The following is a 22,178-nucleotide window of genomic DNA, read 5'->3' on the forward strand; positions in this document are numbered from 1 at the left end:
AATCAAGTTTGTGCATGAATAGGTCGAGGCAGGGGATCGATCGGGCTAGTTTTGTTCCAGCTTTCAGTTAAAAATCTAGCTCACTAGATCTAGCTGTGGCTAGTCAAAGATCATAGCCAAACTTCGATCGCTATCTGCCAATATTCAAGAATGTTCAAACTTGCTAACTCAAAACTGTTACAAATCAAACAAACCGATCAACTAAATTTAGCCGCAAGGAGCGATCGCGGCTTTGTAAATTTTCAAGCCTTAAGATCGATTTTCTATTTGGGAATATTTAGAAATATGCTAATGGGTTCAGTTAATAACATGATCCCCGATTGGATGGCATAAAAATCAACCTGGGGATCGCCAGGATATTTACCAGCAAAGAGATTTAAGCTAAAAACAAGAGCTTTTGGCGTGTGACAAGGTAGCGATCCCGCCAGAGACAAATGAGTAAATATACTCACTCTCGATCGGTGTTTCAACAATATAATTTGATTTTAAAAGAGCAGCTAGCTATCAACAGCTAACATCCCAGACCTTCACTTGAAGCGGGTTTCGGCTATTTAGTAAAGCTGAGTGCTCACTTTATGATGGTAAAAAAGGATTAACTATTCTTAAATAGTTTCAACTTATAAAGAAAATGTTAAGCGATCCCCGTTTTTTTGTATTGTCAGGCACAATAATGATAGTTCAATCGAGGTCAGCCGATATATAGACCTTGAATTTAAAAGCTAATTTAATACTCTACTTGATATGTGATGCTTGATCCCCGACAGATTGAGCATCGCTTTTTAGTAACTGTCTCTAACCTACCATATAAATACTTAGGTAGATATATTTACTGTTTTTGTTTAGATTGAGTTATATTTCTACACTTAATACTGCGGTAAAACTTAGTAGAGCAAAACATTTCTTAATTAATAAATTGCCCCACAAAAAATCAAAAAGCTCTGATTTATATACCATCGATCAGCATATAACGACAGAAGGGGTTGTTATAGTTATATACAGCAATTATGGTTAAGAGGATTGTCGCAAAACACTGGTTACTGACGATCGCTTTACTTAAGTAAGCTTGAAAGTATAACTATTAGAAGGTTTGTTAGCCAATATCATGTTTGATGTGCGTAGTGTGATTAACGGCTATGCGCAAGGGCACTTTCTGATGGCGGAAGAAGAAGGTGTTCCCGTTGAATGGTACTACACCAAGAGTAGGACTTTGATCCCGTTGGACGATCGGTTTCGCTACCCTCGATCGCTGCGACGGGCAATTAACAAAGATCAGTTCCAGGTTAAGATTAATGCGGCCTTTGGGGCGGTAGTTGATGGTTGTGCCGATCGCCAAACCACCTGGATTTCCGATCAACTCAAGGCTATTTATCATGAGTTAAACCGAGCTGGCTGGGCCTACAGCTTCGAGACCTGGTGTGGCGAAGAATTAGCCGGTGGGATTTTGGGGATCTCGATCGGCGGTGCTTTCATTGGTGAATCGATGTTTTTTCGGGTTTCCGATGGATCAAAGGTGGCGATGGTGAAGTTAGTAGACCATTTACGATCGCGCGGCTTTTTATTATTCGATGCCCAGCTCATGAATCCCCATTTACAGCGGTTTGGTGCCTATGAAGTATCTGATTCTGAATATCGCCGTATGCTCGACATTGCCTTACAAATGCCTTGCTCTATGTTGTAAATTAGCCAGCTTTAGTTTAGCTCCTGATTATGTCACGTCACTACCCGATTTTTCGTACTAACTTTCGTACTAACTAATGAGTGAACCTGTATGGGCTTACGCTACGCCTGGAATTCCCGATCGGCTGTTTGAACGCTTGCCGGGCATCCCCTTGAGTAAATGTGAAGCCAGACTATTGCTAATTGGCAATCTGCGCTTATATCCCCAATCAATCCTGTGGGATATTGGCGCTGGCACTGGCACGATCCCCGTAGAAGTGGGGCTGCTGTGCCCCCAAAGCCAGGTCTTTGCGATCGAGCGCGATGAAGATGTCGCTAAGTTGATTGAGCGCAATTGTCAGAAGTTTGCGGTGGGCAATGTGGAAGTAATTGTTGGCAGTGCGCCAGAATGTTTAGAGCAGCTCCAGGCCACTCCCGATCGTATTTGCATTGAAGGCGGACGATCGCTCGGTGAAATTCTGGACTATTGTTGGCAACGGTTAGCAATTCCGGGTCGAGTTACCGCCACCACATCCAGCCTGGAAGGGCTCTATGCCATTTCCGAAAGTTTTGCTAAATTACAAGCACGTAATGTTGAGGTGGTGCAATCGGCTGTAAATCGCCTGGAAACCAGGGGCAATCGGCAATCATTTGCAGCGATCAATCCGATGTTTATTATTAGTGGCGAAAAGTTGGGTTAGCAGATCAGCGAGGTTAATTAATAATGGATTGGGCAGTTGGCATTTTATCTACCCTATTTGGCTTGGCAGGTACACCGGGCATTGTGATCGATCGGGTGGCCACTAATTTTGTGCGCAGTCAGGTTCATAGCGCCGATGTCTTAGAAGTCAGGATTGAAAATACGCCTAATTATCAAGTTTTGCAGGGGGATGTCGATCGGCTCCTGGTAGCAGGGCGCGGTGTATATATTCAGCCATTTTTACGGGTGGATACGATCGACCTGGAAACCGATCCGATTAGCGTTAATGCTGGGTTGGGTGAGCAGGATTTTGCGCTCAGAAAACCATTGCAAGCGGCGGTGCGGGTAATCATTACCTCTGCTGATGTCAATCTGGCGTTGCGATCGCCGGAAATTAGCGACTCATTTCAGGGCGTGGAGGTGAATTTTTCTGCCGATCCCAGCCAGGCCGAAATATTTGACCTGAATGATCCCAGGGTGGAATTTCTCGATGGCGATCGGATTCGCCTCACTGCGGTACTAGAGCCCAGCAAGGCAATTAAGCAATCAGCCGATCTTGCCGATCTTGCCGATCAAAAGAAAAATAACTCAGCCCAGGATCGACAAGCCCCCCTATTAGCGACACCATCAGAAGATGCATTTGATTCTACTGGTGATCCAGATTTAGGCATCGATAAGGTGACGGATGCCAGCAGCGATCGCGCCTTAGAGTCCCAAGCCCAAGATGCGATTAATCCAGCAGAAAATGAAGATCGGCTCGAAGTTTTAATCGAAGCCTCATTGCGAGTGGAAAACGGGGTTCGGCTGCAAATTAGCGATCCGATTGTTAACTTGCAAGGCGTAGCCGTTCCCAAAGATATTATTGATGCGTTTGTGGATGGTTTGAACAAAGTGCTGGATCTACGTCAGCTCGAAGAAACAGGCATCATCGCCAGAGTGCTGCAATTTAAAGTCACCGATGGTCAAATGCAGGTGGTGGGTTTTGCCCAACTTCAGCCAGAAGCCTTCGAGTAATTTGCCTCCTCCCACCCAAAAATCCGATTGGGTTTGAGTCAATTCCTGCTTAAGTAATACCTGAGATTTGGATGGATTTCCTGGAGCCAGGAACGATCGCTCAGGGCACAGGACAAATTTGCAAGAGGCCGATCGACTCCCCAAAAGCTATATAAACCAACCAACATCAGCGATCGCAAAAACGGCGCGATGTGTTAACAAAACTAACACATGTAAATTTGCATAAACATTGCTGCTCAATGCCTTCAACTGTTATATTCTGTTGGTATTGCTTTTGTTATTACTGGTAAATAACATTTATCGCAAAGCTGCAACATTTAACTGAGGTGTAACCATGAAAGCGAAATATTTTGTTATTACATCGTCCAAGCTAAGATGATTGTCAGCAATAACCCAGAATAAATTGTTTCATGGACTTTATGTGGATCTAAGAGTTGAGTATTCATGGCTAGAACTAAACCTCCTTCCGACAAAATTCTCACCATTCGCCTAACGGAATCGGAATTAAATAATCTAGAGTCTTATTGCATTTCCAAAAGTAAAACCAAAACGGAAGTGATCAGGGACTATATCCGTCGGCTGAAAACTGCTTGAGCCAAGAGCTTCGCGCGATAAGTTTCGATCGCCAAATTTTAAGTTATCAAGCTGCAAATGCCTGAATTCAAACTGTGCCTAGAGCTATTCGATCGCAAGGATGACTATGTTGGCTGATTTTACTGATCAAAATCCTGAACCTAGAACCTAGCCATAATCATTTGCTCAAAGCCGAGCAGATTGATAATTTGGCGGAAGGAATTAAAAATTTATTCATCACACCTTACTTACTCTTCCGCTCCCACTGCCATGACTTAGTGCCAGGGTCTTAAGCGCTTAATTGCGTTTCATTGTTGTTTAGTTGGTTCCTGATTGGCGGCGGATCAAATTTCTATAATTAATAGCCATTACTTAATCAAAATAACTATTGATCTAATCTAATTGCCAATTAGTTTTGCCGAACGCACCAGCAGGCAGGGGGTAAAGAATGCATTTCAATTTCGAGATCTTAGGCGTTTCGCCGATCCTGGACTTTTTTAATCATCAACAAAAAATCAATCAACGCCAGCTAAATTTCGGGGTGGAATATGTGGGTACGCCAAAATGTACGCTGGATAGCTTGATTAGATCGATCGAACCGGTGCCACCAAAACGGGGCTGGGATTACGAAAAATTGGTAGAGAGTATTGTCAACTTTTGGATCACCAACCCAGAAACCATTGACCTGTGGCGATCGCGCCTTGATGATGCTGGCACTGAAAGTCTATTAGTATCGCGGGTCGGGGACATCAAATCCTTGAGGTATGAGCTGGAATCAATCTTTGATCAATAAGTAGCCTTAATCTCAATTTTCCATCTTTTACGATCGCAATCATGACTAATCTGGCTAAGGGGCGATCGTTATTTTATGGATCTTCGCTACGATCATAAATAGCGCTATTTCAAACAACTTATTCAATAAACTTCTCGCCTAAATGTTCATGTAACGGCTGAGATCGCGTCCCCTCTTTATTTAAATCGAAATCAAACTTAAATATCTATGATCTCAATTTCAGCCAATCAGAAACCTCAATTAAACCATAACCAAATCGATCGACCTGCCCATAACTGGCTAAGCTTCTGCCTGACGCTATTTACCACCGGATTAGTTGCAATCTTGACCCTAACTAGCGCTGCCACTCCTGCCCAGGCCAGACTAGGTGGCGAATTACCCCAACTCAATGCCCCCGCCCCAGAATTCACCCTACCCAGCAATTCCGGTGATGGTGTAATTTCCCTGTCTGATTATCGCGGTAAGTGGGTGGTGGCCTATTTCTATCCCAAGGACTTCACCCCTGGTTGCACAATCGAAGCCCAGCGATTCCAGCGCGATCTACCGAAGTTTATCGATCGCAATGCCCAGGTCTTGGGAATCAGCATTGATTCGGTGGGTACCCATGCTGAATTTTGTGATGCCGAGGGTTTAAAGTTCCCGCTGCTAGCCGATCAGGATGGGGCGATCTCTCAAGCCTATGGAGCCTGGTATAGCTATATGTCGTTGCGGCAAACCTATATTATCGATCCCGACGGGATTTTGCGTGAGATCTACACCAAGGTCAGCCCTTCGGTACATAGCAAAAAAGTGTTGGCCAAGCTTGACCAATTGCAGCAGGTGGCATCTTAAATGGTTTGCGGCAATCTGGACGTAGACTAATCTGGCAAAATATCTAAACTATAAAATATATATCAAAACACCTAAACAAACCAAAAGACGGCGCTAGCTATCTGCCCGTCTTGCTTTTGGCTATTGATCGGCAGCGATTAGAGACCTTGCGCGATCGCCGCTTCGTGAATTACCAGATTAATCAATATTAATCAATCGAAGAGTCGAGTCCTACTCTTCATCCTCATCAGCTTCATCAGCCAGCGGATACATAAAGCCAGTGTTGCGATTGGTCAAGATCGACTTGCCAAGTGACAGGGCACGTTCTGCTTGCAACGCAGCCTTACGCTTCCAGGTCGCTTTCCGACTTCGGGTTTTTTGCTTGGAGGTCTTTTTCTTTGGTGCAGCCATAACTCAAAATTGCCTAAATTACTCTAATACCTTATGCACGAATGCCAATCGAAACTTAATTATTGTTCTGGCCAACGATCGCCGCAATTAACCGATATTTCTTGGTTAGCTGATTTACAAATCTAGTCCGTAAGCTTCTAAGCGTAGACTTAAACAAAGCTAGATTGTGTTTTGGCACAGATTTATTATCCTACCCTATTGCTTCAATTTTGACTACTGGCACAAATCGCATTTAGGATTTGGGGCATAATCTCAACCTGAATAAGAATGAGTAAGAATTGATAGAGCTAAGTATGTCTTTGAATCCGGATCAAAATTGTAACCGTCTTGCTCAAGCAAGTTCTAAGGAAGAATTAGCGCAAAAAAACTTAGGGGCAACAGGCATCGATCGCCTCACCGCCCAGGCCACCGCCGATGGATCGCATACTTTTTTCTCAGCCCAGTTCCAGGAAGCCTTCCATAGTAATCATGGTGCTAAGCAAGAAGCGATCGCCAAATTTGTGCAACCCTGCCAGATCGCGGCCAAAGTTAGAAATAAAGTCAAAACTGGCCAAAAGTTAAAAATCCTAGATGTCTGCTATGGCTTGGGCTATAACACAGCAGCAGCATTAGAAACCACGATCGCTACCCTGGGTGAAATTAGTGAAATTACCCAGCAGGAGCATAATCAGCCTAATTTGCCTAAGTTGACTGTGGAGATTTTTGGCCTGGAAAGTAATCTTGCCGTACCCCAGACCGCGATCGCCCAAAACTTGATCAGCATCTGGTCACCAACCGTAAGGGAAATACTCAGTGCGATCGCCCAGGCGGAGCAGTTAGCAGATTATTCAATTAAAACCGCTGAATTTGAATTAACGATCGTTGGGACATTACTAATCGGCGATGCCAGACAAACGATTCCGCATTTGAGCAAAACATATCAACCGCAAAAGCATTGGGCAGATGCGATTTTTTTAGACCCATTTTCACCGCCAAAATGCCCGCAACTTTGGACAGTGGAATTTTTACAGCGCTTGGCAAACTGTCTGGCGATCGATGGTTACCTGGCCACCTATTCCTGTGCAGCGGCAGTGCGATCGGCGCTTTTGCAAACGGGCTTAAAAATTGGCTCCACCAGGCCAGTGGGGCGTAAATCCCCAGGCACGATCGCCACTCATGCCAACAATCCGCAAAGGTTTGCAGCCTTGACTACCCTGAATCAATTAGAGCAAGGGATTTTACAAACCAGAGCCAGCATTCCCTACCGCGATCCTGGTTTAAGCGATCGCCCAGAGCAAATTATCACCCGTCGGCAACGGTCACAGCAAAACAGTGAACTAGAGACCAGCTCCAGTTGGAAACGCCGCCACCCATTTGATCGCTAAAACATCCCACCGAAAAGCATGGGATACCAATGAGATCAAAAATCTTAAGGCTTCACAAAGCCAATCTAAAATCTTAGACCCAGATTCCCTTAGCTTTGCGCCGCATCATTATTAGATGACTCACGCGGGTAGGCCACATCTACAAACCCCAATTCAAATAGCTGCTGATAGGCTTGCTGTCCCAATTCACGGGTGGGATTTTGGCTGCGAATTAACTGCACCAAGAGTGGAATCGCTAATTCGGGTTGATTATTAGCCCGGTAAGCGATCGCCAATTGATAGGTTGCCTGGTCGCGCAATTGAGCGGTTTCCAGCGCCCTGATCCGATGACTATCAGAGACGCGATTGTCGATCCCCGCAAAGCTGTTATTCAGGTCTAGATAAAAATTAGACAACTGGTTATATACCTGACGGGCATCCTGGAGCTTGGCGATTGCCTGGGTGTAGTTTTGTTGATTGACCGCGGCCATTGCCTCTTCCATCAGTCTGGCACCGCCAGCAATACTAAATACGCTATTGTTGAGCGAATTTGGTCGGGGCGTAGAAGTCTCTACAAAATCTTCGATCGTACCAGGTTCAACTGGGGTTGGTTGGCTTGGTTGTTCTGGTTGTTCTGGTTGTTCTTGGGCACTGACTCGTCCCACCAAAGCAGGAGCAGCCCCCATGAGCGAAGCGATCAATAGCAAGGAGCCGCATAACCGCAGGTTAGGAAAGCTGATGCGAGAGTGTGGTGTAGTTTTAGAAGTGAACATAAGATTTAGATGAAACAAAACAAGCCAAGTTAGAAGTTAATTATGCAGACCAGCTAGGTCAATAAAGCTTTTACAAAAGCCTAAGCGAGGAATGGGGAAATTTGGATTTTAGCCGCAGACTTGCCATTCAAGCAATAAATACAAGCAATGAAGAATATTAGTGCAAATCTAACTATCTAACCAATTATCTATCAATATTTATATTTATTTTAAAGAGCCTAAACAATGCCAGCGATGCCGTAACTTACGCTTGACTAAAACCCAATCAAGCCTAACCTATGCATTTCAACCTGGCCTACCAACTGAAAGCCAATGGAAATACAAAAGATATATTTACTGATTAAGCGATCGCTAGTTTTAGCCACATGCAGGTAATAGTATCATCGACCACCAGCGATTGGATCTGATGGATCTGAGAAATTGCACCTCTGCATCTTCATAATAGGTCTTTTATGGATTTGTCAACTTAAGTTGCTCATAATTAAGAAAATGTGACACGCAGCATGTTATGCTGATCCACGGTCAAGCTTAGAGCATATCTAAACTTTAGACCAAAAGCCAAGGCTCCAAATCCGCGTTATTCATTCAGCTCCAGAATGAAAATATTACCAGCCAAGAAAAAAGAATATGCCAGTGTAGTTGCAGAGAGTTCACAATCCTTTGTAGACTCTTCTATGGATGATTACGCTCAACTCAAGTTCAAGTTGCTTGTACTCACCATTGCCATATCTGGATTGGTTTGCGTAGGTGTTTGGCTTGCCTATGGCATGAACATAGCCCTGAACTATGGTTTAGGTGCCTGTGTGGGATTGGTTTATTTGCGGATGTTGGCTCGTAGCGTTGATGGATTAGGATTGCAACAGCGGAGTGTAGGAGCAAATCGGTTAGGGGTTTTTGTAATCCTGATGCTGGTAACAACTCGCTGGGAGTATTTGCAAATCTTGCCTGTATTTATGGGCTTTGTGACCTATAAGGCGGCAATCCTGGTATATACGGTTCAAGATATTGCCGGTGCTCGCAATGCATAAAGTGGCCAGCGCGATCGCACTTTAGCTTTAATTCTTGCGCTAATTAGTTTGGATTAAGTTAAAGAACTAGTTTGGCTATGACTAAAAAGGTTTTGGCCTAGCTGCTAAGGGTTTGCCTCAATCTGCTCCGGTATTAACGAATAATCTAGTATTACCGAATAATACCGATAATACCGATAATACCGAGGTAAATAATACGGCAAATTATGGCACGGCAATTGATCGACTTGAAGATTCTTAATTAGATCTTAATCAAGTCAACTCTATGGCTAGTTTGCTTTCCTGCCGAACAATTGCCAAATCCAGGCCGCGTCACTCGATCGCTTATCCCAAAATAAATAAATTTAATCCATCGAACCGATTAAACATTGCTTAAACCCAAAACTAAGCTGTTAGGTAATTTGTTAGGTAATTTATTGAATAATTTATCTGACCATTTAAAAGTCAAATAAAAGTCAAAGGCTGTTAAAGCACCAAACTATGATAAGTAACTTGATAGCGCACTCGCACCTTACAGATTTTGCCGCCCTAGAGGTAGGCAAGCATCTGTATTGGAGTGTCGGCAACCTGGAACTTCATGCCCAAATCCTGATTGTTAGTTGGATTGTGATGGGTGTTTTGGCGATCGCCACTTTTCTGGCGACCCGCAACATTCAACGCGTTCCTGGCGGTTTCCAGAACTTCATGGAATATGCGCTGGAGTTTGTACAGGACATTGCCAAGAATCAAATTGGCGAAAAAGAATATCGCCCCTGGGTGCCATTTGTGGGTACTTTCTTCCTGTTCATTTTTGTGTGTAATTGGCTTGGTGCCTTGGTGCCCTGGAAGCTAGTTGAGCTGCCTTCCGGTGAGCTGGCCGCACCCACCAGTGACATTAACACCACTGTGGCGCTGGCCTTGCTGGTATCAGTGTTGTATTTCTGGGCTGGCATTAGTGCTAGAGGACTTGGCTATTTCAAACGATATATTGAACCAACGCCAATTCTGTTGCCGATTAACATTTTAGAAGATTTCACCAAACCCCTCTCGCTCAGCTTCCGACTCTTCGGGAATATCTTGGCAGATGAGCTGGTGGTGGGTGTATTGGTGCTGCTAGTGCCTTTGTTTGTACCTCTGCCCGTGATGGCGCTGGGTTTATTTACCAGTGCGATCCAGGCTCTGATTTTTGCAACCCTGGCGGCTGCATATATCGGTGAGGCGATCGAAGGGCACGGCGAAGAAGAGCATGAGCACGGATAGTCGATCGCGCTTATTTTTCCCATCTATGGGCTGGAATGCCACGCGATCGCACAAGTTCTCAGTAGTCGGTTTAGGGAAGTAATTATTAAGTCTCCCTGGATGCGAAGTTGGATTAATTTGCCAATTGCATTGTGTTAAACGATTGATTTTTTAGGTTAAGAAAAGGAAAGGTAGTTATGGATCCATTAGTTACTGCTTCATCTGTTATCGCCGCTAGTATTGCCGTTGGCCTAGCTGCGGTTGGACCTGGTATTGGTCAAGGTATTGCTGCTAGTCGTGCAGTAGAAGGTATTGCCCGTCAACCAGAAGCAGAAGGTAAGATTCGCGGTACTTTGCTACTTAGCTTAGCCTTCATGGAAGCGCTGACCATCTATGGTTTGGTTGTTTCTCTAGTGCTGCTATTCGCAAACCCCTTCGCTGGTTAAGACTTGGTTAAGACTTTATTGTGTCTCTACCCAGGCAGACTATTGCGCCCTCTAGCGCATTTAGCTAAACCATTTACTTAAGCTAAATTCAGTTTTCCTTGGCTTCCCTTGGGCAGCGATCGAATCAAATAATGATTGGATCAAAAATGATTTAGTGGTGGCCTAGTTGAGCATAAGCGTCTGAGATCAAGTATCAAGATCGAATAATCGAATCTAAATCTACTCTGTTAGCTATGGTTTGCTTCAATGTTGCTGAGTAATTAGTAATTGCGATCGCGCATTTACATTGCGCATTTAAATTTAGTGCATTTACATTTGTATATTTACATCTGTGTATTTACATCTGTGTATTTACTCAAAGGCACTTGAAGCAACCGGCTACTGAGTCAGATCTAATAGTCAAATCAAAGTCAAATTAAGTTGAATTTAAAAACATCAAGCCTGAATTAGCTAATTACTATCTTTAGAATTATTTAGTTTAGTCACTTGCAGTTATTCCCATAAATCAAGCCCAGCCAATCGATTTGCTAGCTAACCACAGCTAAACTCTCATGACACATTGGATATTTTTAGTTGCAACCGAGTCGGCGGAAAAAGGTGGTCTATTTGATCTCAATGCCACTCTGCCCGTAATCGCGGCTCAATTTCTGATCTTGGTTGCTATTTTGAATCAAACATTTTTTAAACCCTTGACCAAGTCGATCGACGATCGTGGTGCCTATGTCCGCGACAACGTCAACGAAGCTAAGCAACGCTTGGAGAAAGCAGAAGAGCTGGCGATCGCCTATGAGCAAGAATTGGCAACGGCGCGGAAACAAACCCAGGAGATAATTGCTTCAGCTCAGGCCGAAGCGAACAAAATTCGCTCTGAGCAAATTTCGGCAGCAGTCGCAGAAGCCCAGACCAAGGCTAGTGCAGCTAGAGCCGAATTGGATCAGCAAAAGCAAGAGGCCGCTGCTTTGCTAGACAATGAGGTTAACGCCCTGAGTCGGCAAATCCTCGAAAAGCTGCTCGGAGATTTGGTAAACAGCTAGGTGGTCAATATCGCAACAGGAAGTCAAATTAATTATGTTTACTAGTTTGTTCTTGCTTGCCTCCGAAGCGGGCGAGGCGGAAGGATTTGGTATTAATACCAATATTTTTGAAACCAATATTATTAATATTGTGATCATTCTGGCATTTTTGATCTATGCCGGACGGGGCTTCATTGGCAATATTTTGTCGAGCCGCCTCCAGACGATCGAAAGTGCGATTAATGATGCCGAGAAGCGTAAGAAAGAGTCGATCGAGAAGCTTTCTGATCAACAGGAGAAGCTAGCTCAGGCACAAGCAGAGCGCGATCGCATCCTGGCTCAAGCTCAGTCTGATGCCAAAGCAGCCAGAGAAGCAATTCTCAAGGATATCGATGCTGAAATTGCCAAGTTGCAAGCGGCCGGCGAGCAGGAAATTGGCTCTGAGCAAGAGCGCATCATTTCCCAATTGCGCCAACAGGTTGTAGACAAAGCGATCGCCGATGCCAGTGCTTACTTTGAGCGGGGCTTGAGCGAGCATGTGCAGCAACAACTTGTCGATCGTAGTATTGACCTCATTTCAGCGGAATAGGAGCTTAGGTAACAATGAAATCATCAGTTAGCCAGTCTCTGGTAGAGCCATACGCTGAAGCCATCATGGAGATCGCCCAGTCGCAAAACCTGGTCGATGAATTTGGCGATAATATTGCCGGCATCCGTGCTGCTCTGAGTGAATCAGACGATCTGCGCAATTTCCTGGCTGTGCCGTTAGCAAAAGACGAAGCCAAAAAAGAAGTGATTCAACAAGTATTTGGCGATCAAGTTCATCCGATCATGCTCAACTTTATGTTGTTGATGGTGGACAAGCGCCGGATCATGTTCTTGGACGAAGTAGGTGTTGCCTTCCAAGGTTTGCTGCGGCAACTGCGACAAATTTCGCTGGCGGAAATCACCTCGGCGATCGAACTTAGCGAAGAACAAGCTGAGTCAATTAGAAATAAGGTCAAGGCCATGACCGGAGCCCAAAGCGTAGAACTGGAAGTATCAGTCAAGCCAGAATTAATTGGTGGGGTGATTATTAAGGTTGGGTCGCAAATTGTTGATGCCAGCATCAGAGGCCAATTGCGTCGCCTGAGCAATCGATTGGTTGGCAGTGTGTCCTAGACCTTAATTAATTAAGTTTCTCGTTTCCCCACTCACTATTTCCTATTTCGTCCTATTTTGTCAGCATTATGGCAAGCGTAGTAAGAGTACAAGTAAATTAGCAGGAAAACAGCAATATGGTTAGTATTAGACCAGATGAAATCAGCAACATAATCAAACAGCAAATTGAGCAGTACAACCAGGAGATGCAGGTCTCCAATGTGGGTACGGTGCTGCAAGTCGGTGACGGCATTGCCCGCATCTATGGCTTGGATAATGCCATGGCCGGTGAGCTACTAGAATTTGAAGATGGCACCGTCGGTATTGCCCTGAACCTAGAAGAAGACAATGTTGGTGCGGTGTTGATGGGCGAAGGCCGTGGTATTTCCGAAGGTAGCTCGGTAAAATCCACCGGTAAAATTGCCCAAGTCCCCGTTGGCGAAGCTTTTATTGGCCGCGTGGTCGATTCCTTGGCACGGCCGATCGATGGTAAGGGTGAGATCCACACGGGTGAATCCCGCCTGATTGAATCGGTTGCCCCTGGTATTATTGCCCGCCGCTCTGTGTATGAGCCGCTCCAAACTGGGATTACGGCGATCGATGCGATGATTCCGATCGGTCGGGGGCAGCGGGAGCTAATCATTGGTGACCGCCAAACCGGTAAAACCGCCGTGGCCGTTGATACGATCTTGAACCAGAAGGGTGAAGACTGTATTTGTGTATATGTGGCGATCGGCCAAAAGGCTTCAACCGTTGCCCAAGTGGTAGAAGTGTTCCGTCAGAATGGTGCATTTGACTACACGATCGTAGTTACCGCCAATGCTAATGACCCAGCCACCCTACAATATCTAGCCCCTTACACCGGTGCAGCTCTAGCCGAATACTTTATGTACAACGGCAAATCCACCCTGGTGGTCTATGATGACCTTTCCAAGCAAGCCCAGGCCTACCGTCAAATGTCGCTGTTGCTGCGTCGTCCTCCCGGTCGGGAAGCCTATCCTGGTGATGTGTTCTACTTACATTCCCGTTTACTAGAGCGGGCGGCCAAGCTGAGTGATGATCTCGGCGGTGGTTCCATGACTGCTCTACCTGTGATTGAAACCATGGCTGGCGACGTATCTGCCTATATTCCCACCAATGTAATTTCAATTACCGATGGTCAGATCTTCCTTTCCTCTGACCTGTTCAACTCCGGTTTACGCCCAGCGATCAACGCCGGGATCTCCGTGTCGCGGGTAGGATCGGCAGCCCAAATCAAGGGCATGAAGCAGGTGGCAGGTAAGCTGAAGCTGGAACTAGCCCAATATTCAGAACTAGAAGCATTTTCACAGTTTGCCTCTGATTTGGATAAAGCTACCCAAGCTCAATTGGCAAGGGGGCAAAGATTGCGTGAGGTGCTCAAACAGCCGCAATATTCACCACTGCCTGTCTATGAGCAAATTGCGATCATTTACGCAGCATTAAATGGCTACGTTGATGATATTGCTGTCAATAAAGTAACTGAGTTTATGGCTGGTTTGCGTAATTATTTGAATACCAGTAAGCCCAAGTTTGCCGAAGTGATCAAGGCTGAGAAGAAGCTAACCCCTGACGCTGAAACCATGCTCAAGGAAGCGATCGCCGAGTACACTCAAACTTTCATGGCTACGGCCTAATTGCTGAATAGCGATCTCTTAATCTATACCAGATTAAACACACCACAGGTAGGTAACAGCTCAATAGATAGTTCAGACTATTAGGCCATTAACAAGCTGATTACCAGATCCTAATAATTTATAATTTAGCCCTCCCTACACAATTACAATGCGGGGAGGGTTATGCTTAAATATCGGTTTTAAATTTATTGTTTTAATAGAATTGTTTTAATAAAAATTGTTAGAGAATAGAAATTAGCTTTTCTAACTAGCCTGGAGTTGACAGAGATATAACAGAGATAAGATATATTTGTGTAACCCTAACTTGTCGTGACCAGCGATCGCCTACAAAACTATAGCTTCATCAGAAATTGTTTTGGATTGAACTGACTTTGGCTAAGTTCGAGCATGGGATCTGTGAATCGATTGTCCTGAGGCTAATTTGGCGATCAGAGTAACGAGCCTAAGCTTAAACCGATGCCAGAAAAGACCACATTAGATTGCTAACATAGGGATCGCTAACTCATGCGCTGAGGCTATTGAATTTTTAATCACTATTTGAACTTAATTTGAACCAACTATCTAACTATGCAATTAAATCGCATCATTGCTCTGGTACTAGTAATTGTCTGTTTTGTGGCGGCAGCAACTGGCATTAGTCGCCAACAGGCTAATAAGTTAGTCAAAATAGACGCGCTAGAAAGTGCCGGAACACCGAGACTGGAATTAATCACTCTGGAAGGGGTAATCAATGGCTCACGTGCTGCCACAGGGGCGCTAGCGGTGCGCGATCGCCTGGTGAAGCTCAAGGATGAAGAGAATGTCAAAGGGGTGCTAATTTCGATCAACAGCCCTGGTGGTACGGTTGGCACCAGCAAAGAACTGTTTGAGGCGATCCGAGAGTTGCGGGAAGTCAAACCGGTCTATTCTAGTATGTTGGATGTGGCAGCCAGTGGCGGTTATTACGCGGCCAGTGCCACCACTAAGATCTATGCCAATGCCGGTACTTTAACTGGCAGTATTGGGGTGATTTTAAGCGGTCTGAATGTGCAAGAGCTATTCGATCGTATTGGTGTTCAAGCCCAGGTGATTAAAACCGGCCCTTATAAAGATATTTTTTCGCCCTACCGCGAAATTTCTGAGCCAGAACAAAAGTTGCTGCAAGACTTGCTCCAAGATACCTATCGCCAGTTCATTGAAGATGTGCATGTGGGGCGTGACATGGATCTAGAGGCTGTGCGCACGCTGGCTGATGGCAGAATTTACACTGGCAAGCAAGCCGTAGATAATGGCCTGGTCGATCAACTAGGTACCTATGAAGAAGCTGTTGAAGATCTCAGAAAAGCAGCCAGGGAAAAATTTAATCTGGATGAATCAGTCGAACTACCAATTAGATCAGGATTTACCTCGTTCGACTTGTTTATTGACCAGTTGTTTGGCCGCTTGCCCTTTAATGTCAACTTTTCGATCCCATTTTTGCCGGGATTGGGCAATAACCTGGCCAGAAATACATTGCCGATCGATCGCTTTAGCAGCTCCTGGCAACAGGGCGATCGGGGTCTAACCATCAATGATCCACCCATCTTGCTAATGCCAATCTGGTATCAGTAGGATCATCAACAAAGTGGTGTTAGGCGACAATTACCTTGGCGTCTGGATGACGATTACTTGGCATAAAAAGATGATCGCCAGCAAGGATATGAGATCGCAAGTGGAGGTAGGCGTCAACTAGAAAAAAAGAGATCAAAACGGGAAAAAAGAAAGACACTAAAGACGTTCAAACAGGAAAGTGGAACGTCAGCAGTGTCAGGTCAATATATAAAACAATATCAAGTGCAAGTGTACAAGAAAGCACGAGAGGTCGGCTGCAATCAAAATGAGTCAGCCGAGATTGCCGGCATATCAGTCCGTAGCGGCAGCCGTATTGAGCAAGGCAAACACCAGCCCAAGAGTAAAGGTGAGCGAGATTGGCGCACCCGCCGAGATCCGCTATCAGGAGTGTGGGAGGAAGAGCTAGAGCCAATGCTTCGACGTGAGCCTCGTCTAGAGGCGATGACATTGTATGAATATCTAGCCGAGCATTATCCAGGCCAATATGAGCAACAATTGCGTACCTTACAAAGGCGAGTGCAGGTATGGAAAAGTATCCATGGCAAACCGCAGGAGGTAATGTTTGAGATCCGCCATCAGCCCGGCGAAATGGGTCTATCAGATTTTACCGAGCTCAAACAGGTGGAAGTTACCATCAAAGGGAAACAATATGAGCACCTGCTGTACCACTACCGTCTGGCCTACAGTGGCTGGCAATATGTGCAGGTAATCGAGGGTGGCGAGAGCTTTATCGGCTTGTCTGAAGGATTACAGAATGCGCTGCATGCCTGTGGTGGTGTACCAAAGCAGCATCGCACCGATAATTTGAGTGCTGCCTATCGGAATATGGCGGGCAAACGGCATAAACCACTAACCCAATTCTATGCCGAGCTATGTGAACACTATGGCATGAGTCCAAGTCGCAATAACCCAGGCGTGGCTCATGAAAATGGCTCCATCGAATCTCCCCATGGACATTTCAAGCGCCGGTTGCGCCAAGCTCTGTATTTGCGTGGCAGCTTTGAGTTTGAGTCAGTGAGTGCATATCAAGAATTTATCGAGCAGGTGGTTGCCAAGCTCAATTGTAAATGCAGCGCCAAGTTTGCCGAGGAAAAAGTAACCCTACAACCACTACCGAGATATCGCTGTGCCGATTACGAAGAATTGACGGTGCGGGTGACCTGCCACAGCACCATTTCGGTGCGCTGCATTCTTTACACGGTGCCATCAAGACTGATTGGCAGGCAGCTGAATATTCATATCTATCACAACCGCCTGGTCGGTTATTTGGGGCAGCAACAAGTGGTGGAACTACCCCGTTTGCGAGTACATGGGTCAGCCAAAATCCGCCGTGCTCGCTGTATTAACTACCGCCATGTAATTGATAGCCTCAGGCGTAAACCCCGTGCCTTTATTTACTGCACCTGGCAGCAAGACCTATTGCCTAATCAACAATGGCGGCAGCTGTGGCAGAGGTTACAGGCTGATTTTGAAATCGATAATGCAGCGCGCATCATGGTTGAAGCCCTCTATATTGCTGCCAAGCACGATAGAGAAACTACAGTGGCCGACTATCTTGAAACCCAACTGCAGCAGGGCACTCTCAGCCTGAAGGCTCTACAGCAACAGTTCCTACTACCCCAGCAGCAATTGAGCGTACCTCAACTAAACGTACAACAACATTCGCTTTCAGCCTATGACCAACTCCTCGAAACCAAACCCGAACAATACTCTGAGCCTGATACTCAAACAGCTACGACTCTCGCACATGCTCCAACATTGGCAGACTATCGAGCAGAAGGCCACCCAACAGCATTGGGCTTACGACCGGTTCTTGCTCGCTCTGTGCGAATTGGAACTGGATTATCGCCAACAGAATCGGATCAAACGAGCTCTCGCTGAGGCTAAATTACCTACTGGTAAAAGCTTTACCTCTTTCGATTTTGAACATTGCCCTAGTTTCAAATCAGCGCCACTGATCCAACTGGCACAAGATACGGCCTGGTTGGATAGGGCCGAAAACTGCTTGCTATTTGGACCTTCCGGGGTCGGTAAAACTCATCTTGCTGCTGCGCTCGGGCGCTCGATGATTGAAATGGGCAAACGGGTTAAGTTCTTCTCGGCCTATGCTTTGCTACAACATCTACAGCAAGCCAAACTACAACTTCAGCTTGCCTCTATCCTTGCCAAACTTGACCGCTTTGATTTACTCATTATTGATGATCTTGGCTATGTCAAAAAATCTGAGGCTGAAACTTCCGTCCTGTTTGAGCTGATTGCTCATCGTTATGAACGCAAAAGCCTCATCATTACTGCTAATCAGCCTTTCTCGCAATGGGATCACATCTTTGCCGATGACATGATGACTGTTGCTGCCGTTGACCGCCTCATTCATCATGCTCTCATTGTTGAAATTCATGCTGATAGTTTCCGTAAACGCAACGCTGTTGAGCGCTCGCAAAAATAATAATCGCTATCAATCCGAATCTTACTGCTCCTTGAGGTTCAACATATGCAGTTCCTTTCAGCTTAGTTTTAGTTGTCATTTGCACACGTCATTTACATCCGCTATTTGCCAAGTAATTGACGCCGTCGAAATTGGTAATTGACATTTAACAAAGTGGCGATCGGCCAAATTAAGCTAGCTAAGACCTATAACCGAAACTTACCGAAACTTACCGAAACCGATTGAAACGGGATCTAGTCATGAATGCTGCCATTGGGCATGGTGGCTTCATGCAGATTTACGCCTAATAACTTAGCGCCACTGACATCAGCCCCAAATAAATTAGCACCGCCCAAGTGAGCCCCACTTAGATCAGCGTCGGCTAAATTAGTCCACTTCAGGATTGCACCAAACAAGAAGGCCTCATTTAAATAGGCGGCGTTAAGATTGGCTTGGCTCAAATCAGCGCTGTAGAGGCTGGCTCCATACAAGTTAGCGGCTTCCAGGTGCGACAGCCGCAGATCGGCATGTTTGAGGTTGGCTTGGCTCAAATTAGCACCATGTAATTCCGTACCAATTAAATGAGCATCACTGAGATCAGCACAAATCAAACTGACTTTGGTTAAGTCGGCGCGGCTGAGATCGGTTTCGATCAAACTTGCACCACGAATATCCGCAGCATAGAGATAGGACATGCTTAAGTTGGCGCGATCGAGAATTGCGCTACCAAATTTCGACTTGGCACAATTAGCTTTGCTCATATTGGCATTACTCAAGTTGGCTCGCTCAAAATTAGTGGCGATCGCATAAACGCTGCTCAGGTTTGCACCATGTAAATTTGCACCACCCAAATCAGCCACACTCAAATAAGCTTCACTTAAATTCGCACCACTAAAATTACTACCATAGGCATCGGTGCCACTCAACACCGCACCACTCAGATTTGCTTCACTGGCATCGGTATCAATCAAGCAAGATTGACTTAGATTAGCCCAGGTCAAGTTTGCCCCATGTAAATAGGCCTTATTAAGATAAGCACAGTTTAAATACGCCATGCTTAAGTTAGCTTCATCGAAATTGGCTTCAATTAAATTCGCCCCGCTCAAATTCGCCCGGATCAGATTAGCCATACTTAAGTTGGCTCCCCTGAGATTAACTGCACTCAGATCGGCATCTAATAAATCAACGCTAGTTAAATCGGCACCAGTTAGATCAACTTGAATTCGGCTATTTGCCGATCGCCACTGATTCCAAGTAGATACACCCTGTTGCAGTAATTCTAAATGCTCACTGTTTGGCATTTTCTAGTCCCCCATTGCCAGTTCTATGCTGTTACTGTCTTAAATGTAAATGATTAATTCAGTTTTTATTTTTCTATACATATGTCCTCTACCTAGACTTACAAGCCAGGGCTAGTTAGCATATGTTACAAATTTACAAATTGTTGGAAAACAATGCGCCTCTTCACTATGCGCTAATGTGCATCATCGCATCATCAATTAAGGGAGGGATTCTCTTTAGACTAACTTCCTAGCACAAAAAAATTGATTGCGTTACAGCGCATTTCAGATTAGAGACGCACAGAGATCGGCCTCAAGGAACCAGCCCATAATATCGTCTAGAGAAACCTTGGCAAGAGCGTTAGAAATAGCTTTATGCAAGTCATCATAGTCCCTGGCCGCCCAAGAGCGTAGAAACTGTTTCACCTTTGACCACAGCATCTCAATCGGATTTAGCTCTGGTGAATAAGGCGGTAAGTAAACCAAGTGAGCACCGACGGACTCAATTAACTCTCGCACAGGATCAACCTTATGTACACTGAGGTTATCCATAATCACAATTGCACCAGACCATAGGTTAGGCAGCAATTTATCTTTGAGATAGGACACGAAAGTATCAGTATTATTGCTACCAGTAAAAGTAAAATTAGTCAGCACACCGCGTAATGCCATAGCCCCAATTATAGTAACGTTTTTGCCTCGAGCAAGTGGTTTACTAGCATAGGCTCTCTCACCTAGAGTAGCCCTTGCATACAACCTGGTCATTGCCAGGTTAACGCCTGTCTCATCAATGAATACCAGGTTTTCCATTGCCTGTGGCCAAAGCCAGCGTTGATAATCTGCTCTCAGCTGTTGCACTCGTTCTGTATCCCTTTCATCGGCGTGAAAAGTTTTTTTTTCGAGTTAACTCCTGCCTTTGCAACGTACGGCACATGGTTGGTTCTGATACCCTGATGCCAGTACGTTCATACATTTGCTCACATAACTCCGACAGTGTGGCATCATTTTTAGCGGCTACTAACTTTGCTAACTCAGCCAGAGCAGCTTCATTAAACTTGGCTTTTGCTCCTGCCTTGTATGGAATTGGCTCAACTGAACCAGTAGTGCGATAAAGTTGGAGCAGCTGATGGACACTGTCTTTACTAACGCTGAATCGGGTTGCCAACTCACGGATTGAACCTTCTTTATTTTCGTACGCTGTGACTATGCGCTGACGCAAATCTAGAGAATGGGCTCTCATACTTTTTGATTCTTACTTTACTCCTATCATGTCATATTCTATTGCGGAATCTGCTGTATAGGAGGTTAAACCTTATTAAAGCCTAGTTACGATCGAATCCCTAATCTGATTGATTGACGGTAAACAATCTTAATTCAATGCTCAGAATCCGGTTTCTTTCAACGTAGGGTTAATCTTAATCAGTAGGTTCTCCTACAAAAAACCTGCCCCATTGACTCAATTTGACGCAATGATCAATCATCCTCCTCGTCCCCAATGATGCCCACATTTGAGCTATTTATTACGTGTAGAAAAATACACTATCCCCATAAAGTGCATTGAGCATTGAATTGATATGATGCACCACCAAGGTACTCCAACGGGTGATGTTTGACCGATCGATCGTCGAGTGCAAACCAAACCCTCGATCAACAAATTTCAAATTGCATAATGCCTTTATTCAAGCTGCAAATAAAAATGCCAGGAGGCGGGCTTGAACCGCCGACACGAGGATTTTCAGTCCTCTGCTCTACCAGCTGAGCTATCCCGGCAATGCTGTTACTGCTAATGCGTTTTTCAGCTTTACGAATATAGCATCTTGATGTGCATTAGTTCAAGCAAAAAAAATCTTGTCCAGGCAATGTTTATGAGCAGCTTTGCTTTGATCGAGATGAAATTAATTAACACACTCAAAACCCGAATCGGTTAGCAGTAAATCCAAAGACTTAACCACTAGCCGATCGTTTCGCAAATATTTTTGTAAATATTCAAGATGCAAACTTTGCTAAACCAATTTAGCCAGATAAATTACTCAGCTCAATTGCGAGCAACTACATTACTATGCCAAGTCACCTTGATCAACCAAGTTAACTAAATAACCGACACAGGAACTGCAATACAGATGGTTGAGATGGTTTAGCTTCCTTCCCCCACAAACATGATTAATTAGTTTTTTAGTTTGGTAACTAACTAAACATGTGAATGAATTTTTGGCTGCTGATATTGAAAACAATTGTTAAGACTTAACTAGATAATCAGCCACCAGGCACGTTGCCATATCTATAGCCGATTAGCAACCGATCCGCCAAACA

The 22,178-nt window shown here is 44.9% G+C and carries 24 protein-coding genes and 1 tRNA gene; 17 read left to right on the plus strand and 8 right to left on the minus strand.

Going from position 1 to position 22,178, the window contains the following annotated elements; genetic code table 11:
* Positions 1-1,102 precede the first annotated feature (1,102 nt).
* The 6 genes from aat (at position 1,103) to PSE7367_RS11495 (ending at position 5,567) form a co-directional block, all read left to right on the plus strand.
* Positions 1,103-1,678 carry a leucyl/phenylalanyl-tRNA--protein transferase gene (gene aat / locus PSE7367_RS11475; protein WP_015165509.1) on the plus strand — a complete coding sequence of 192 codons (576 nt, stop codon included), beginning with the start codon at positions 1,103-1,105 and terminating at the stop codon, positions 1,676-1,678.
* Positions 1,679-1,754: 76 nt separating this feature from the next.
* Positions 1,755-2,357 carry a precorrin-6Y C5,15-methyltransferase subunit CbiT gene (gene cbiT / locus PSE7367_RS11480; RefSeq protein ID WP_015165510.1) on the plus strand — a complete coding sequence of 201 codons (603 nt, stop codon included), beginning with the start codon at positions 1,755-1,757 and terminating at the stop codon, positions 2,355-2,357.
* 23 nt (positions 2,358-2,380) lie between these two features.
* On the plus strand, positions 2,381-3,370 hold the full coding sequence (locus PSE7367_RS20475) for an LmeA family phospholipid-binding protein (protein WP_015165511.1): 990 nt from the start codon (positions 2,381-2,383) through the stop codon (positions 3,368-3,370).
* A gap of 444 nt (positions 3,371-3,814) precedes the next feature.
* Entirely contained in the window at positions 3,815-3,964 is a 150-nt protein-coding gene (locus PSE7367_RS22475; RefSeq protein WP_015165512.1) for a hypothetical protein, read from the plus strand.
* Between the two features lie 427 nt (positions 3,965-4,391).
* Complete coding sequence (locus PSE7367_RS11490) at positions 4,392-4,736, plus strand: hypothetical protein (RefSeq protein WP_015165513.1); 345 nt, start codon at positions 4,392-4,394, stop codon at positions 4,734-4,736.
* 207 nt (positions 4,737-4,943) lie between these two features.
* Entirely contained in the window at positions 4,944-5,567 is a 624-nt protein-coding gene (locus PSE7367_RS11495) for a peroxiredoxin (protein ID WP_015165514.1), read from the plus strand.
* A gap of 210 nt (positions 5,568-5,777) precedes the next feature.
* Here PSE7367_RS11495 and PSE7367_RS11500 read toward each other — a convergent pair whose 3' ends face one another.
* Positions 5,778-5,957 carry a 50S ribosomal protein L32 gene (locus PSE7367_RS11500; RefSeq protein ID WP_015165515.1) on the minus strand — a complete coding sequence of 60 codons (180 nt, stop codon included), beginning with the start codon at positions 5,955-5,957 and terminating at the stop codon, positions 5,778-5,780.
* A 55-nt stretch (positions 5,958-6,012) separates the two neighbouring features.
* Complete coding sequence (locus PSE7367_RS22950) at positions 6,013-6,135, minus strand: hypothetical protein (RefSeq protein WP_264314145.1); 123 nt, start codon at positions 6,133-6,135, stop codon at positions 6,013-6,015.
* 115 nt (positions 6,136-6,250) lie between these two features.
* Here PSE7367_RS22950 and PSE7367_RS11505 point away from each other — a divergent pair, with 115 nt between their 5' ends.
* The gene (locus tag PSE7367_RS11505; protein WP_015165516.1) at positions 6,251-7,321 is read left to right on the plus strand and encodes a tRNA (5-methylaminomethyl-2-thiouridine)(34)-methyltransferase MnmD; all 1,071 of its coding nucleotides are present in this window, start codon (positions 6,251-6,253) and stop codon (positions 7,319-7,321) included.
* A gap of 89 nt (positions 7,322-7,410) precedes the next feature.
* Here PSE7367_RS11505 and PSE7367_RS11510 read toward each other — a convergent pair whose 3' ends face one another.
* Positions 7,411-8,073 (minus strand): hypothetical protein, encoded by a 663-nt coding sequence (locus PSE7367_RS11510; RefSeq protein ID WP_015165517.1) that lies wholly within the window; start codon positions 8,071-8,073, stop codon positions 7,411-7,413.
* 596 nt (positions 8,074-8,669) lie between these two features.
* Between PSE7367_RS11510 and PSE7367_RS11515 the strand changes: the two genes are divergently transcribed.
* From PSE7367_RS11515 to istB, 10 genes are all read left to right on the plus strand, one after another.
* Entirely contained in the window at positions 8,670-9,101 is a 432-nt protein-coding gene (locus PSE7367_RS11515; protein WP_015165518.1) for a hypothetical protein, read from the plus strand.
* A gap of 480 nt (positions 9,102-9,581) precedes the next feature.
* Positions 9,582-10,340, plus strand: a complete 759-nt coding sequence (gene atpB / locus PSE7367_RS11520; protein ID WP_015165519.1) for a F0F1 ATP synthase subunit A — start codon at positions 9,582-9,584, stop codon at positions 10,338-10,340.
* A gap of 176 nt (positions 10,341-10,516) precedes the next feature.
* Positions 10,517-10,765: an ATP synthase F0 subunit C gene (gene atpE / locus PSE7367_RS11525; RefSeq protein ID WP_015165520.1), complete on the plus strand. Its 249-nt coding sequence runs from the start codon at positions 10,517-10,519 to the stop codon at positions 10,763-10,765.
* A 551-nt stretch (positions 10,766-11,316) separates the two neighbouring features.
* Positions 11,317-11,799 carry a F0F1 ATP synthase subunit B' gene (locus PSE7367_RS11530; RefSeq protein ID WP_015165521.1) on the plus strand — a complete coding sequence of 161 codons (483 nt, stop codon included), beginning with the start codon at positions 11,317-11,319 and terminating at the stop codon, positions 11,797-11,799.
* A gap of 34 nt (positions 11,800-11,833) precedes the next feature.
* Entirely contained in the window at positions 11,834-12,367 is a 534-nt protein-coding gene (locus PSE7367_RS11535) for a F0F1 ATP synthase subunit B (RefSeq protein WP_015165522.1), read from the plus strand.
* Between the two features lie 14 nt (positions 12,368-12,381).
* Positions 12,382-12,939, plus strand: coding sequence for an ATP synthase F1 subunit delta (gene atpH, locus PSE7367_RS11540; protein WP_015165523.1), 558 nt, complete (start codon positions 12,382-12,384; stop codon positions 12,937-12,939).
* 116 nt (positions 12,940-13,055) lie between these two features.
* Complete coding sequence (atpA, locus tag PSE7367_RS11545; RefSeq protein WP_015165524.1) at positions 13,056-14,573, plus strand: F0F1 ATP synthase subunit alpha; 1,518 nt, start codon at positions 13,056-13,058, stop codon at positions 14,571-14,573.
* Positions 14,574-15,140: 567 nt separating this feature from the next.
* Positions 15,141-16,163, plus strand: a complete 1,023-nt coding sequence (gene sppA, locus PSE7367_RS11550) for a signal peptide peptidase SppA (protein WP_015165525.1) — start codon at positions 15,141-15,143, stop codon at positions 16,161-16,163.
* Positions 16,164-16,355: 192 nt separating this feature from the next.
* Positions 16,356-18,044, plus strand: coding sequence for an IS21 family transposase (gene istA / locus PSE7367_RS21195; RefSeq protein WP_015146090.1), 1,689 nt, complete (start codon positions 16,356-16,358; stop codon positions 18,042-18,044).
* Positions 17,932-18,609 (plus strand): IS21-like element helper ATPase IstB, encoded by a 678-nt coding sequence (gene istB / locus PSE7367_RS11560; protein ID WP_041699222.1) that lies wholly within the window; start codon positions 17,932-17,934, stop codon positions 18,607-18,609. Before istA ends, istB begins: the two co-directional genes overlap by 113 nt.
* Positions 18,610-18,842: 233 nt before the next feature.
* On the opposite strand, the gene PSE7367_RS11565 is transcribed toward istB, so the two are convergent.
* The 5 genes from PSE7367_RS11565 to PSE7367_RS11580 all read right to left on the minus strand — a co-directional run bounded on the left by PSE7367_RS11565 (position 18,843) and on the right by PSE7367_RS11580 (position 21,638).
* Positions 18,843-19,889 carry a pentapeptide repeat-containing protein gene (locus PSE7367_RS11565; RefSeq protein WP_015165526.1) on the minus strand — a complete coding sequence of 349 codons (1,047 nt, stop codon included), beginning with the start codon at positions 19,887-19,889 and terminating at the stop codon, positions 18,843-18,845.
* A 264-nt stretch (positions 19,890-20,153) separates the two neighbouring features.
* The gene (locus PSE7367_RS11570) at positions 20,154-20,726 is read right to left on the minus strand and encodes an IS630 family transposase (protein ID WP_041698386.1); all 573 of its coding nucleotides are present in this window, start codon (positions 20,724-20,726) and stop codon (positions 20,154-20,156) included.
* A gap of 16 nt (positions 20,727-20,742) precedes the next feature.
* Positions 20,743-21,108 carry a helix-turn-helix domain-containing protein gene (locus PSE7367_RS11575; RefSeq protein WP_041698387.1) on the minus strand — a complete coding sequence of 122 codons (366 nt, stop codon included), beginning with the start codon at positions 21,106-21,108 and terminating at the stop codon, positions 20,743-20,745.
* 280 nt (positions 21,109-21,388) lie between these two features.
* Complete coding sequence (locus PSE7367_RS22005) at positions 21,389-21,529, minus strand: hypothetical protein (RefSeq protein WP_156800388.1); 141 nt, start codon at positions 21,527-21,529, stop codon at positions 21,389-21,391.
* Positions 21,530-21,565: 36 nt separating this feature from the next.
* Positions 21,566-21,638: transfer RNA gene (locus PSE7367_RS11580), tRNA-Phe, on the minus strand.
* Positions 21,639-22,178 lie beyond the last annotated feature (540 nt).

The organism is Pseudanabaena sp. PCC 7367 (assembly GCF_000317065.1).
Lineage (GTDB): Bacteria > Cyanobacteriota > Cyanobacteriia > Pseudanabaenales > Pseudanabaenaceae > Thalassoporum > Thalassoporum mexicanum.

Bases quoted from the DNA above. Each gene is read 5' to 3' on its own strand.
- aat (WP_015165509.1), top strand. From the start codon at position 1,103: ATGTTTGATGTGCGTAGTGTGATTAACGGCTATGCGCAAGGGCACTTT.
- cbiT (WP_015165510.1), top strand. From the start codon at position 1,755: ATGAGTGAACCTGTATGGGCTTACGCTACGCCTGGAATTCCCGATCGG.
- PSE7367_RS20475 (WP_015165511.1), top strand. From the start codon at position 2,381: ATGGATTGGGCAGTTGGCATTTTATCTACCCTATTTGGCTTGGCAGGT.
- PSE7367_RS22475 (WP_015165512.1), top strand. From the start codon at position 3,815: ATGGCTAGAACTAAACCTCCTTCCGACAAAATTCTCACCATTCGCCTA.
- PSE7367_RS11490 (WP_015165513.1), top strand. From the start codon at position 4,392: ATGCATTTCAATTTCGAGATCTTAGGCGTTTCGCCGATCCTGGACTTT.
- PSE7367_RS11495 (WP_015165514.1), top strand. From the start codon at position 4,944: ATGATCTCAATTTCAGCCAATCAGAAACCTCAATTAAACCATAACCAA.
- PSE7367_RS11500 (WP_015165515.1), bottom strand. From the start codon at position 5,957: ATGGCTGCACCAAAGAAAAAGACCTCCAAGCAAAAAACCCGAAGTCGG.
- PSE7367_RS11505 (WP_015165516.1), top strand. From the start codon at position 6,251: ATGTCTTTGAATCCGGATCAAAATTGTAACCGTCTTGCTCAAGCAAGT.
- PSE7367_RS11510 (WP_015165517.1), bottom strand. From the start codon at position 8,073: ATGTTCACTTCTAAAACTACACCACACTCTCGCATCAGCTTTCCTAAC.
- PSE7367_RS11515 (WP_015165518.1), top strand. From the start codon at position 8,670: ATGAAAATATTACCAGCCAAGAAAAAAGAATATGCCAGTGTAGTTGCA.
- atpB (WP_015165519.1), top strand. From the start codon at position 9,582: ATGATAAGTAACTTGATAGCGCACTCGCACCTTACAGATTTTGCCGCC.
- atpE (WP_015165520.1), top strand. From the start codon at position 10,517: ATGGATCCATTAGTTACTGCTTCATCTGTTATCGCCGCTAGTATTGCC.
- PSE7367_RS11530 (WP_015165521.1), top strand. From the start codon at position 11,317: ATGACACATTGGATATTTTTAGTTGCAACCGAGTCGGCGGAAAAAGGT.
- PSE7367_RS11535 (WP_015165522.1), top strand. From the start codon at position 11,834: ATGTTTACTAGTTTGTTCTTGCTTGCCTCCGAAGCGGGCGAGGCGGAA.
- atpH (WP_015165523.1), top strand. From the start codon at position 12,382: ATGAAATCATCAGTTAGCCAGTCTCTGGTAGAGCCATACGCTGAAGCC.
- atpA (WP_015165524.1), top strand. From the start codon at position 13,056: ATGGTTAGTATTAGACCAGATGAAATCAGCAACATAATCAAACAGCAA.
- sppA (WP_015165525.1), top strand. From the start codon at position 15,141: ATGCAATTAAATCGCATCATTGCTCTGGTACTAGTAATTGTCTGTTTT.
- PSE7367_RS11565 (WP_015165526.1), bottom strand. From the start codon at position 19,889: ATGCCAAACAGTGAGCATTTAGAATTACTGCAACAGGGTGTATCTACT.
- PSE7367_RS11575 (WP_041698387.1), bottom strand. From the start codon at position 21,108: ATGAGAGCCCATTCTCTAGATTTGCGTCAGCGCATAGTCACAGCGTAC.